Raw genomic sequence first — 12,264 nt, 5'->3', positions numbered from 1 at the left:
TATGGGCACGAACGTCGCCACACCGCAAGGGCAGACCCCCGAGACGGCGCCCGCCGACGACTCGCTCCTGACCATCGGCGAGCTGGCCCGGCACACCGGGATCTCCACCCAGCTGATCCGCGCCTGGGAGCAGCGCTTCGGCTTCCCCGAGCCGGTCCGGCTGCCCAGCGGCCACCGCCGCTACACCGACGCGGACGTCCGCGCCGTCCAGCGCGTGGTGGAGGAGCGCGACCGCGGCCTGCGCCTCGAGGAGGCGATCTCGACGACGCTGCGCTCGGGCCAGGTCGGGGAGAGCAGCTCGGTCTACGCCGCGCTCGGTCGCCGCCACCCCGGGCTCGCGTCGTACACGCTCACCAAGCGCACCCTGCTCGCCCTGTCGTGGGCGATCGAGGACGAGGCCGTGGCCCAGTCCTCGAGCGGCGTGCTGCTCGGCACCTTCCAGCGCGGCCGCTACTACGGCCAGTCGCGGCGCCGGTGGGAGGACCTCGCCCGGACCGCGCAGGACGCGGTCGCGATGGCGGACTTCGAGTCCCACGACGACGAGTCCCGGCCGGCGACCGTGGCCCTGCCGCCGGACTCGCCGCTGCTGCGGGAGTGGGTGGTGGTCCACGAGGGGCCCGACTTCGCGGTGGCGCTGGTGGCCTTCGAGCTGCCCGGCCACGGGTCCGTCGGCGACGACCGGCCCTTCGAGGCGCTGTGGTCCGTCGACGGCCGGGTGGTCCGCGACGCCGCCGTCCTCACCGCGCAGGCCGGTGCCGCGGCCGGCTCGCTCGCCTCGGCGCGGGTGCTGGCCACGCTCGAGGAGAGCCCGGCCCTGCCGAGCACCCCGCCGTCCGCCGCCACCGCGGTGTTCAACCGGATGGTCGCCTACACCGACGGCAGCACGCTGCGGGCCCGGCGCCCCTGAGGGTGGAGGCGGCCGCCCGCGCGCGTCGTACTGTCGACGACATGCAGACACGAACCCTCGGAACCCACCGGGTCGGGGCCATCGGCCTCGGCCTGATGACCTTCGACCAGACCGGCGCCCAGCCGCGCCAGCAGCTCCTCGACACCGTCACCGCGGCGCTGGACGCCGGCGTCACGCTCTTCGACACCGCCGACGCCTACGGCCCCGGTGACGACGGTGCGGCGGCGCAGGGCCAGAACGAGCTCCTCATCGCCTCGCTGCTCGACGAGCTGGGCGCGCGCGACCGCGTCGTGCTCGCGACCAAGGGCGGGCACGTGCGCACCGACAGTGGGGACTGGGCGACCGACAGCACGCCGGAGCACCTGCGCGCGGCCGTCGACGCCAGCCTCGAGCGCCTCGGTGTCGAGCAGATCGCGCTGTGGCAGCACCACCGTCCCGACCCCGACGTGTCCTACGACGACGTCATCGGCACGCTCAGGGAGATCGCGGACAGCGGCAAGGTCGCCGCGATCGGCCTCTCCAACGCCGACCCCGACCAGATCCGCGCCGCGCACAAGGTCCTGGGCGACGCGCTGGTGAGCGTGCAGAACCAGTTCAGCCCCAAGTTCCTCAGCAGCCGCCCGGAGATCGACGTGTGTGAGGAGCTCGGGCTGGCCTTCCTGCCGTGGAGCCCCCTGGGCGGTCTCAACGCCGCCAAGGGCCTCGCCGACAAGCACCCGGCCTTCGCCGAGGTCGCGCAGGACCGCGGCGTCAGCGCCCAGCAGGTCGCGCTCGCCTGGGAGCTGGCGCAGTCGCCGTGCGTCATCCCGATCCCCGGCGCCAAGCGTCCCGAGTCGGTCCGCGACTCCGCCGCGGCCGCCGACCTGGAGCTCACCGCCGAGGAGCTCGCCCGCCTCGACGGCTGACACGCACCACCCCGTCGTACGACGGCCCGGGACCTCGTCGGCCCGGGCCGTCCGTGCGTCCGGGGACGGGGCTCGGATGTGGCGACGGTCACAGGAGGATGGCATGCTGACCCTTCCGTGAGAGCGCTTCCACCATCCCCCCGAAGGATCCCTCATGTCTCGTGAACCCCTGTCCGCCCGTCGACCCGGACGGGCCCTGCGGCTCGCCGCGGTGCTCGGCTCCCTCTGCCTGGCGCTGGCCGCCCTGACCGCCGCACCGGCCACCGCGACGCAGCGGGCCGCCGCGCCCACCGCCGCCCCACCGGGGGCGCAGGTCCCCGATCTCGGCTCGCGCGTCGTCGTCTTCGACCCCTCCATGCCGGTCACCGAGATCAAGGCGCAGGCCGACGCGATCCACGCGCGGCAGGTGGACGACGAGATGGGCACCGAGCGGTGGAGCCTGCTCTTCCGCCCGGGCACGTACGGCACCGACGCCGAGCCGCTGCAGATCAAGGTCGGCTACTACACCGAGGTGGCCGGTCTCGGCGCGTCGCCGTCGGACACCGTGATCAACGGCAAGGTCGAGGTCTACAACCGGTGCCTGACCGACGGGCCGACCGAGACCTACTGCGTGGCGCTCAACAACTTCTGGCGCTCGATGTCCAACCTCACGATCCAGGTCAACGGTCTCGGACAGGACGGTTGCCGCGCCTCCGCCAACTTCTGGGCCGTCTCGCAGGCCTCGTCGCTGCGCCGCGTCGACATCCGCGGCGGCAACCTCTCGCTGATGGACTACTGCACGGAGGGCCCGCAGTTCGCCAGCGGCGGCTACCTCGCCAACTCGCGCGCGGGCGAGATCATCAACGGGTCGCAGCAGCAGTGGATCACGCGCAACTCCGAGGTGGGCAGCTGGTCCAACGGCGTGTGGAACCAGGTCTTCGCCGGCACCATCGGCGCCCCGTCCGAGGCGGGCTTCCCCGCCCCGCCCTACACGACCATCGACACGACGCCGGTCAGCCGCGAGAAGCCGTTCCTGTACGTCGACCCCGCCGGCGCCTGGAAGGTGCGGGTGCCCAGCGCCCGCACCGACTCGCGCGGCACCGACTGGACCGAGGGGACCGCGGCCGGACGCAGCCTCCCGCTGTCGGACTTCCACGTCGCCCGCCCCACCGACTCCGCGCGCGAGCTCGCCTCGCAGCTCGCCCGCGGCAAGCACCTGCTCCTCACCCCCGGGGTGTACGACGTCGACCGCAGCCTCGTCATCCGGCGTGACGACACCGTCGTGCTCGGCCTCGGCCAGGCGACCCTGACCGCCGTCGGCGGCGCGGTGCCGCTGGTCGTGGGCAAGCACGCCGACGGCGTCGTGGTCGCCGGCGTCACCGTCGACGCGGGCCCCGTCTCGTCCCCGGCGCTGATGCACATCGAGGCCCAGCAGCCCGGTCGGGACCGGACCCGGCCGGACGGCACCCCCAGCACGACGCTCAACGACGTCTATTTCCGCGTCGGTGGACCCCACGTCGGCCGGGCAGACGTCTCCCTGCAGGTCGACGCCGACGACGTCCTCATCGACCACGCCTGGGTGTGGCGCGCCGACCACGGGGTCGAGGGCTTCACCGCCGGTGCAGTCGGTGACACCGACCGCTGGCGCACCAACACCGGCCGGGTCGGCGTGATCGTCAACGGCGACCGGGTGCGGGCGACCGGCCTGTTCGTCGAGCACTACCAGGAGCACAACACCATCTGGAACGGCGAGGACGGCGAGGTCGTGCTCTACCAGAACGAGCTGCCCTACGACCCGCCCTCGCAGGCGGAGTGGACCCGACCGGACGGCACGCTCGGATGGTCGGGCTACAAGGTGTCGGACGATGTGCGCCGGCACGACCTCTACGGAGGCGGGGTCTACGTCTTCAACCGAAACGACCCCTCGATCGTCACCGAGCGCGGCTTCGAGGTGCCGACGAGGAGCGGGGTCCGCCTGCACCACCTGCTGACGGTCAACCTGGACGCCGGGGCGATCGAGCACGTGGTCAACGACGTGGGCGCCCGCGTCGACGCCACCGCCCCGGGGGTCCCGAGCTACGTCGTCGACTACCCGGTGGACTGACCCCGGTGGGCTGACCCCACCAGGACGGGGCGGGGGCCGCGGATTCCGCGCGGTCTTCGCCCCGTCCGTACGCTGGCGCGCATGGACAGACCCGCGTGTACGTGCCGTTCACTCCCGAGTGCGATCGGTGGTGAACGGGCCTGATGGACACCCAGACCTTCCTCAACGTCGGCCTGGTCCTGCTCTTCGTCCTCGTCGGTGGCGTCTTCGCCGCCACCGAGATCGCGCTGGTCTCCCTCCGGGAGAGCCAGCTGGTCTCCATGGAGCGCAAGGGTGCCCGCGGTGTGCGGGTGGCGCAGGTCGCCCGCGACCCCAACCGGTTCCTGGCCGCGGTCCAGATCGGCGTCACCGTCGCCGGCTTCTTCTCCGCGGCGTACGGCGGGTCGACGCTCGCGCCCGACCTCGCGCCGTACCTCGTCGACCTCGGGATGGGCGAGGACGCCGCGCAGACGACGGCGCTCGTCGTGCTGACCCTGGTCATCGCCTACCTCTCGCTGGTCCTCGGCGAGCTCGTGCCCAAGCGACTCGCCCTGCAGAAGGCCGCGCCGCTCTCGCTGGCGGTGGCGCCGGTGCTCGACAAGTTCGCCACGGCCATGCGGCCGGTCATCTGGCTGCTCTCCCTGTCGACCAACGCCCTGGTCCGGCTGCTCGGCGGCGACCCGCACGCCACCAGCGAGCAGCTCTCCGAGGAGGAGCTGCGCGACCTGGTGTCGACGCACGAGGACCTCGACGAGGAGGAACGCCGGATCCTCAGCGACGTCTTCGCCGCCACCGAGACCAACGTCAAGGAGGTCATGCGCCCGCGCACCGACGTCTCCTTCATCGACGGCGGGCTCACTCTCGCCGAGGCCGCAGCGCAGGTCCGGGACATGCCCTACTCGCGCTACCCGGTCACCGGCGAGGGCTTCGACGACGTGCTCGGCTTCCTGCACGTGCGCGACCTGCTGGCCATCGACGCCACCCCGGACCGACTCGTCAAGGACGCGTGCCGCCCGGTGCTGATGGTCCCCGGCACCAAGCCGATGCTCCCGTGCATCGCCACCATGCGCCACGAGGGCACCCACCTCGCGGTCGTCGTGGACGAGTACGGCGGCACCGACGGCATCGTCACCCTCGAGGACCTCGTCGAGGAGCTCATCGGCGAGATCCGCGACGAGTACGACGTCGACGAGCGCGAGCCGTCCGGCGACCCGGCCGACATCGACGGCGGCACCAGCCTCGAGGACTTCGCCGACGACACCGGCATCGAGCTGCGCGACGGCGGCTACGAGACCGTCGCGGGCTACGCGATCGCCCTGCTCGGGCACATCCCGGAGGTCGGGGAGCAGGTCGCCGTGGACGGCGGCATCCTCGAGGTGACCGAGGTGGTCGGCAGCCGGGTCACCCGGCTGGTGCTGCGCCGCGACGGGGTCGGCGACGAGGCCGGCGACCAGTCCCGCGAGGCCTGATCGCCGGCTGGCCCGACCGGTGCGGTCACTCCTCGAAGAGGCGCGTCTCGGCCTCGACGGAGGTGACCTCGAGGCGCGACCCCATGACCTTCTCGGACGGCATGCCCATCCGCGCGAGGATCACGTGCAGCTGTGGCAGCAGCCACGACTGGGCCTCGAGAGTGACCCGCTGGAGCTCGGTCCCGACGCGGACCCAGAGCACCGGCTCGCCGTTGCGGTCGGGGAGCCAGTGCGCCTCCACCACGCCCCACGGGGCCAGGGACGCGACCAGCGGGACGATCGCGGCGTCCGCCGCCCGCCGCATCGCGCCGTGGTCCATCCCGCCACGCTAGTCCGGCGGGGCGCGGGGCGCGGGGTTAGCCTCGGACCGAGTCCCGTCCCACCGTCAGGAGATCCCATGGACGACCGGTCCGTCACCCGCCTGGTCGGGGTGTACGACGCCGACGGCGGCCTCCTCGGCGAGGCGGCGTACGTGTGGGGCAAGGTGCGCGGGACCCGCCACTGCGGGCTGTGCGACATCACGCACGGGCGCGTGCGGCGCAAGCCCGAGTGGGACCGGATGGTCGCCGACCTGGGGGTCCCGGTCGACCTGCTGCACCTCGACGAGATGCCACCGGACGTGCGCGAGGTGGTGGCGGCGTGCGGCGCCCCGGCGGTCCTGGCCCGGACGGCGGACGGCCTGCGGCCGCTGGTGGTCGGTGCCGAGCTCGACGCGCTGGAGGGCTCGGTCGCGCGGCTCGGCGACGTGCTCCGCGCCCGCCTGGCCGCGGACCCGGCATGACCGGGTCCGGCGTCGCCGGCGGCTGGGCGGCGACCGTCGTGTGGGTCGGCGTCGTGGTGGTGTACGCCGGCCTGTCGAGCGTCTGGACCGCCCACGACCCGGGGTGGTACTCCCGCCTGGCCAAGCCGTCGTTCCAGCCGCCGGACCTGGTCTTCGGGATCGTGTGGCCGCTCAACTTCCTGGCGCTGCTGGGCGTGGGCGTGTGGTTCACCCGCTCGGCTGACGCGACCGGCGTGTGGCCGGCCACCCTCGTCCTCGCGGCCTCGGTGGTCGCCGCGCTGGCCTGGGCGTGGCTGTTCTACGTCCCGCACCGGATCGGCGCCGCCACGGTCGCCCTCGCCGTGGCGGCGGTCCTCACCTGGGTGCTGGTCGTGCTCGTGGCCCGGTCGCTGCCCTGGGCGGGCCTCGTCCTGGCGCCGTACGCCGTGTGGCTCAGCATCGCCACGGCGCTGTCGGTGCAGTACGCCCGGCTCAACTGAGCCGGCCACGCGTCGCCGCTGCCCGTCGGCGCTTCGGCGACCTCGGGGCGCGTGCGTAGATTGGCGCGCATGAGTGACGAGCGCACGATGCGTGAGCGGATGCTGGCCGGCGACCCCTACATCGCGGACGACCCGGTCCTCGCGGAGGAGTCGCGGCGCGCGCAGCAGCTGACCCACCGGCTCAACACCGCCGACCCCACCGACCACGAGCTGCGTCGTGCCCTGCTCACCGACCTGCTCGGCGCCTTCGGCGAGGGCAGCGAGCTGCGACCGCCGTTCCAGTGCGACTACGGCTACCAGACGACGATCGGTGCCCGGACCTTCGTCAACTGGGGGCTGGTCAGCCTCGACGTGGCCACAGTGACCATCGGCGACGACGTGCAGATCGGCCCCGGTGTCCAGCTCCTCACCGCGACGCACCCGGTCGAGCCCGGCCCGCGCCGCGACAAGTGGGAGGCCGCCCAGCCCATCGTGATCGGGGACAACGTGTGGCTCGGTGGCGGCGTCATCGTCTGTCCCGGCGTCACCATCGGCGCGGACACGGTCGTGGGCGCGGGCTCCGTGGTCGTGCAGGACCTGCCGTCCGGCGTGGTGGCGGTCGGCTCGCCGGCGAAGGTGATCCGCACGCTCTGAGTCGTACGCCGCGCGCTCACTGCCCGACGTCGCCGCGCCAGGTCGCGAGCCGGCCGGCCCTGTGCACGGCCATGATCCGTTGCTCGGCGGCGGCCCGCTGCTCGGGCCGGGTGAAGACGAGCACCACGTCGTGGGTGCGCAGCTGGGTGGCCGGCTCGAGGGTGAAGGTCTCGCCGGCGCGGGCGAGCAGCGCCAGCGTCGACCCTTCCGGCAGCCGCAGCTCCCCGGCATACACGCCGTGCAGCTGCGAGCCGGGGCTGACGGTCACCTGGATGAGCTCGGTGCCCAGCTTGTAGAGCGACCCCGAGCCGACGTCGAAGTCGAGCGCGACCGTGTCGGGACGCGGACCGGGCGTGCCGACGGCGGCCTGCGGGATGAGCCGGCTGAAGCGCTCGGACTGGGTGGACATCACCGGGCCGACGACGGCCAGGACGAGGACGTAGCCGGCGGCGAGGTTGCCGATGCGCTGGTCGAGCCCGGCGGCGACGGCCAGCGACGCCAGGATGATGGAGAACTCACCACGCGTCAGCACCGTGTAGCCGATGGTTGCCGCCTCGACCCGGTCGAAGCCGTGCAGCCGGGCCGCGTAGACCCCGGCCGCGGTGGCCAGCACCACGGTCATCACGACGGCGACGGCGATCTCGGGCAGCACCGCGACCACGTCCATCGGGTCGATGGTCAGGCCGAAGTGGAAGAAGAAGATCGCCCCGAAGGCGTCCCGCAGCGGGTGGGTGAGCGTCCGCAACCGTGCCGCCTTGGCGGTGGCGCCGAGGATCAGGCCGACCATGAAGGCGCCGATCGCGTCCGAGACCCCCAGCGCCTCGGCGACACCGGCGGTGAAGATCGCGAGCCCGGTGAAGACGACGACCACGATCTCCTCGTCGGGGGTGCTGACCAGCCGCCCGACGAGCCCGGCTCCCCAGCGGGCGATCGCCCCGAGCCCGAGCAGGAAGGCGAAGGCGGTCGCGATGCCGGTGATCGCCTCGGCCGGTCCGTCGGCGCCGCCGAGCACGGGCTGGAGGAGCGCGAGGTAGAACGCTAGGAAGATGTCCTCGATCACCGCGATGCCCAGGATGGTGCGGGTCTCGCGGTTGCCGAGGCGCCGGTTCTCGACGATCAGCTTGGTGACGATCGCGGTGGACGAGATGCCCACGATCCCGGCGATGACCAGCGCCTCCGCGACCCCCCAGCCGAGGCTGAATCCGTAGACCAGGCCGCCGCCCACGTTGAGGACCAGGTAGATCGTCGCCGCCGTCACCAGCCGGCGACCACCCGCGACGAGCTGGTCGAGGGAGAACTCGAGGCCGAGGTAGAACAGCAGGAAGACGAGTCCGAGCCGCGCCACCAGCTCGAGGTCGTGCGGGTCGCTGACCAGGTCGATGCCGCCGGTGCTCGGCCCGAAGACGACGCCGGCGAGCATGAACAGCGGGACCGTGGGGAGGCCGAGCCGGACGCCGCCCCGCGCCAGCAGGCCGCACACGAGCAGGGCGCCGCCCAGTGCGATGAGCGCGTCAGCGGCGTGGGGCATGCCGGTCTCCTCACCTGCCGGGTGTGGGTCCCAGCCTGCGCGACCCGGAGCGTCGTACCCATGGGGAACGGACCCCATCCGTCGGTGGGCCTAGGGTGCGAGCACACCTACGAGAGGGCACTGCCATGAGCGAGCTGCACGTCGTCGCGACCATCCCCGTCCAGGCCGAGCACGTCGAGGCGATGCGTGAGGCGCTCACCGGGCTGACCGAGGCGACGAGGCAGGAGCCGGGGTGCGTGGCCTACGACCTGTACGAGTCGGCGGCAGCGCCCGGCGTCTTCGTCACCGTCGAGCGGTGGACCGACCAGGCCGCCCTCGACGCCCACATGCAGTCCCCGCACATCGCGGCCGCCTTCGCCGCGGCGGACGGCGCCCTCAGCGGGGACGTGGCGATCCACCCCCTCGTCCCGGTCGGCAACTAGCCCGTCCGGGCCGGTGAGCCACCCCTTCGGGGGCGTGATCAGGTGGAAAGCAGTTGAGGGGTTTACCATCCGAAGACGCGTGTGCGATGACCGCACGGGCACTGATGGCTCGATGAGATGGGACCCCTTGCCCGTGGAACGACTCGCCCAAGGCTTCAGGCTGGGGGATCGCTACGTCCTCGAGGAGCGCATCGCCTCCGGTGGCATGGCCGACGTGTGGCGCGCGATGGACGACGTGCTCCAGCGTGCCGTCGCGGTCAAGATCATGCGCGCGGACCCGGACAACGAGGAGATCTTCGCCAAGCGTTTCCGTGACGAGGCCCGGCACTCCGCGGCGTTGATGCACACCAACATCACCACTGTCTTCGACTACGGCGAGGACGACCACCTCACCTACCTCGTGATGGAGCTCGTGCCCGGTGCCCCGCTGTCCGCGGTGATCCGCGAGGCCGGCACCCTCGAGCCCGACGTCGTGCGCTCGATCATCAGCCAGGCCGCCCTCGCCCTGGGCGTGGCCCACGAGGCGCGTGTCGTGCACCGCGACGTCAAGCCCGCCAACATCCTGGTCCGCGACGACGGCGTCGTGATGCTCACCGACTTCGGCATCGCGAGGGCGCTCGACGCCCGCGGGCACACCCGCGTCGGCGAGATGCTCGGCACCCCCAACTACATCAGCCCCGAGCAGGCGCTCGGTCAGCCGGCGACCGGTGCGAGCGACCTCTACGCCCTCGGCGTGGTCGCGCACGAGATGCTCACCGGCATCCGGCCCTTCGACCGGGGCACGCCCATCGCCACCGCGATGTCGCACGTCAACGAGCCGCCCCCGCCGCTGGCCGAGGAGGTCCCGCCCGAGCTGCGTGCCGTCGTGGCCTCGCTGCTCGAGAAGAAGCCCGAGGACCGTCCCGCCAACGCGCGGGCGGTGGCCGAGATGATGGGCATCGCGACCACCGAGCTCGCCGGCCTGGCCGAGGGCCTCGCGTCCCTCGTCAACGGCGACTGGGACGACGACACCGCAACCCCCGCGCACGACGTGCACACGGTCGCCACGCCGGCGCGCGATCTGCTCGCCTGACTCGGTCGGGCCGCGCTGCCACCTCGCCGACTGCGAGCGGGCCTCGGACGTCGTCGCGCCCTGAGGTGTCAGAGTCGCCCGACCCGGCCGCCGCCCCCGGCGGCCCAGCAGGTGCCGTCGGGCGTGCAGTCCAGCGTGTGGAAACGGCTCTCGCTGAACCGCGACCAGGTACGCCCGCGGTCGTACGACACGCTGCTGCCCCCGACGGTGCCGGACTCGCCGACGACCAGCAGGCGACGCCCCGTCCACGCGACGTCCTCGCCGAGGTGCGTCAGGTCACCGGCGCTCGTCCAGCTGCGGCCGTCGCGGGTGGTCGAGGTGGCGTCGACACCGTCGGCGGGCGCACCGAAGTCACCGCCCACCACCACGCCGTGGCGGGGACCTCGGAAGGCGAACCCGAAGACACCGGCCGCCTCGCCGGCCGGGATGGCCGAGTCCGTGGCGTTCCCGGTGAGTCCGTGGTCGGTCGAGCGGAAGACCCGCGCGGCCGCGCCGCCGCCGCCGAACCACGCGTCCCGCCCGGCGATGACGAGGCAGTCGCCGCTGGCCGAGAAGTTGTACTCACCGGTCGAGTCGGGCATGCCGGCGTCGGGCAGCACCTCCCACGAGCGGCCACCGTCGTCGGTGGCGGCGATGCGGAACTTCCCGTCGACCGGGTCGCTCACCGCGAGGCCGTGCCGGCCGTCGGGGTAGAAGTCCAGGCAGTTGTAGAACGCCGCGGGCTCGTCGTTGCGGAAGGTCTCGTCCCACGTGCGGCCACCGTCGGTGGTGCGGTACATCCGCGAGGCCTCGCCCTCGCCGATCGCGAGCACCGTCGCGGTGCGCGCGTCGGTCGCCTCCACGTCGCGGAAGTTGAGCCCGACGGTGTCGGGCGGGCTGACGTCCTGCCAGCTGCGGCCCGCGTCGGTGGTCCGGTAGACCTTCGCGGCACCGCCGCTCGTGCTCGCACCGCTGACCCATGCCGTACGCCGGTCGACGGCATCGAGGCCGCGGAAGCTCTGGTCGGCGTCGACGACCGCCTCCTGCCAGGCGAGGCGGGGGCCGGCGTCGGCCCGGTCGGCCGACGCGGCCGCGGGGAGGAGGGGGAGGGACAGGACGAGGGGGAGCACGAGCATCCCGAGACGGTTGCGCATGTCCGGCACAGTGCCGCAGCGCTCAGCCGGTGTCCAGCCCCTCGAGCAGGGTCCACGTCGCGGCGTCCACCGGGATCCACTCGCTGATCGTGATGTAGCGCTCCATGCTCGCCGGGTTGACCGACACCCGGAAGCGGAGCTCGTCGCCGGAGTCGAGGCGCCAGGTGATCGGGAAGGAGAAGCGCCACTTCTGCACGGCGGGCTCGGTGGTCGCCCAGATCGACACGAAGCGCTGGACGTACGGCGTCGCCCCGGTCAGCAGCCGCTCCACCACCGCGCCGACATAGGGGTGTGCAGTCAGGTCGTCGCCGTAGCCGCCGCGCAGCATCGCCGCCACCAGCCGCATCGCCTCGTCCCAGTTGACGATGTGGTCGGCCCACCGCGGCTCGGTGAGGGCGATGAGCATGTTGCGCTCGACGGCGGACGGGATGGCCGCCAGGTCGACGCCCCACAGCGCCTCCATCGGTTGGTTGACGGCCACCACCTCGAAGACCTCGGTGTTGACGTGCGCGGGCCAGGGGTAGGTCGCGATGTCCGCCGCCGCCTCGTGCACGGTGTAGTCCGGCGCCTGTGCCTGGCGTCCTACGAAGGAGGACGGCACCGCGAAGCCGACGGCCTCGATGATCTGCGCCCGACGCATCGGGTCGACATCGAGCCCGTCGAGCAGCGCGTGCAGCGAGCTCCGGCTGGGACGCCGGCGGCCGTCCTCGTACGACCGGATCGTCTCCACCGACAGGGCCACCCGCTCGGCCGTCGCGCGCCGGCTGAGCCCGGCCTCGGTCCGGGCCGTGCGCAACAGCTCGAACCAGGGCGGTTCTTCCACCGCAGAAGCGTGGCACAGGTGGTACTTGCCGTACCAGACACGCGATGGGC

13 protein-coding genes are annotated in these 12,264 nt (G+C 72.9%); 9 read left to right on the top strand and 4 right to left on the bottom strand.

What is annotated here, in order from left to right; genetic code table 11:
* Position 1 precedes the first annotated feature (1 nt).
* The 4 genes from DAE25_RS10415 (at position 2) to DAE25_RS10400 (ending at position 5,343) form a co-directional block, all read left to right on the top strand.
* Entirely contained in the window at positions 2 to 907 is a 906-nt protein-coding gene (locus tag DAE25_RS10415; RefSeq protein WP_107766138.1) for a DICT sensory domain-containing protein, read from the top strand.
* A gap of 41 nt (positions 908 to 948) precedes the next feature.
* Positions 949 to 1,812 (top strand): aldo/keto reductase, encoded by an 864-nt coding sequence (locus tag DAE25_RS10410; RefSeq protein ID WP_107766356.1) that lies wholly within the window; start codon positions 949 to 951, stop codon positions 1,810 to 1,812.
* 154 nt (positions 1,813 to 1,966) lie between these two features.
* The gene (locus tag DAE25_RS10405; RefSeq protein WP_199907531.1) at positions 1,967 to 3,895 is read left to right on the top strand and encodes a hypothetical protein; all 1,929 of its coding nucleotides are present in this window, start codon (positions 1,967 to 1,969) and stop codon (positions 3,893 to 3,895) included.
* 143 nt (positions 3,896 to 4,038) lie between these two features.
* A complete protein-coding gene (locus tag DAE25_RS10400) occupies positions 4,039 to 5,343 on the top strand; it encodes a hemolysin family protein (RefSeq protein ID WP_107766137.1) in 1,305 nt (434 codons plus the stop codon).
* A 25-nt stretch (positions 5,344 to 5,368) separates the two neighbouring features.
* Here DAE25_RS10400 and DAE25_RS10395 read toward each other — a convergent pair whose 3' ends face one another.
* On the bottom strand, positions 5,369 to 5,662 hold the full coding sequence (locus DAE25_RS10395; protein WP_107766136.1) for a hypothetical protein: 294 nt from the start codon (positions 5,660 to 5,662) through the stop codon (positions 5,369 to 5,371).
* Between the two features lie 78 nt (positions 5,663 to 5,740).
* On the opposite strand from DAE25_RS10395, the gene DAE25_RS10390 reads away from it, so the two are divergent.
* The 3 genes from DAE25_RS10390 to DAE25_RS10380 all read left to right on the top strand — a co-directional run bounded on the left by DAE25_RS10390 (position 5,741) and on the right by DAE25_RS10380 (position 7,236).
* On the top strand, positions 5,741 to 6,124 hold the full coding sequence (locus DAE25_RS10390) for a hypothetical protein (RefSeq protein WP_107766135.1): 384 nt from the start codon (positions 5,741 to 5,743) through the stop codon (positions 6,122 to 6,124).
* Positions 6,121 to 6,603: a TspO/MBR family protein gene (locus DAE25_RS10385; RefSeq protein WP_107766134.1), complete on the top strand. Its 483-nt coding sequence runs from the start codon at positions 6,121 to 6,123 to the stop codon at positions 6,601 to 6,603. The genes DAE25_RS10390 and DAE25_RS10385 overlap by 4 nt, the downstream gene beginning before the upstream one ends.
* A 69-nt stretch (positions 6,604 to 6,672) precedes the next feature.
* Positions 6,673 to 7,236 carry a sugar O-acetyltransferase gene (locus DAE25_RS10380; protein WP_107766133.1) on the top strand — a complete coding sequence of 188 codons (564 nt, stop codon included), beginning with the start codon at positions 6,673 to 6,675 and terminating at the stop codon, positions 7,234 to 7,236.
* Between the two features lie 16 nt (positions 7,237 to 7,252).
* Here DAE25_RS10380 and DAE25_RS10375 read toward each other — a convergent pair whose 3' ends face one another.
* Entirely contained in the window at positions 7,253 to 8,764 is a 1,512-nt protein-coding gene (locus DAE25_RS10375; protein ID WP_159083673.1) for a cation:proton antiporter, read from the bottom strand.
* 125 nt (positions 8,765 to 8,889) lie between these two features.
* Here DAE25_RS10375 and DAE25_RS10370 point away from each other — a divergent pair, with 125 nt between their 5' ends.
* Both DAE25_RS10370 and DAE25_RS10365 read left to right on the top strand, forming a co-directional pair.
* Positions 8,890 to 9,186 carry a putative quinol monooxygenase gene (locus tag DAE25_RS10370; protein ID WP_107766132.1) on the top strand — a complete coding sequence of 99 codons (297 nt, stop codon included), beginning with the start codon at positions 8,890 to 8,892 and terminating at the stop codon, positions 9,184 to 9,186.
* 133 nt (positions 9,187 to 9,319) lie between these two features.
* Positions 9,320 to 10,258: a serine/threonine-protein kinase gene (locus DAE25_RS10365; protein WP_199907530.1), complete on the top strand. Its 939-nt coding sequence runs from the start codon at positions 9,320 to 9,322 to the stop codon at positions 10,256 to 10,258.
* A 68-nt stretch (positions 10,259 to 10,326) separates the two neighbouring features.
* On the opposite strand, the gene DAE25_RS10360 is transcribed toward DAE25_RS10365, so the two are convergent.
* Entirely contained in the window at positions 10,327 to 11,391 is a 1,065-nt protein-coding gene (locus DAE25_RS10360; protein WP_199907529.1) for a WD40/YVTN/BNR-like repeat-containing protein, read from the bottom strand.
* Between the two features lie 22 nt (positions 11,392 to 11,413).
* Entirely contained in the window at positions 11,414 to 12,214 is an 801-nt protein-coding gene (locus DAE25_RS10355; RefSeq protein WP_159083672.1) for a helix-turn-helix domain-containing protein, read from the bottom strand.
* Positions 12,215 to 12,264: the final 50 nt, after the last annotated feature.

Origin of the sequence: Nocardioides terrigena, assembly GCF_003047265.1 — a bacterium.
Lineage (GTDB): Bacteria > Actinomycetota > Actinomycetes > Propionibacteriales > Nocardioidaceae > Nocardioides > Nocardioides terrigena.
This window is presented reverse-complemented; position numbering and strand designations above follow the sequence as displayed.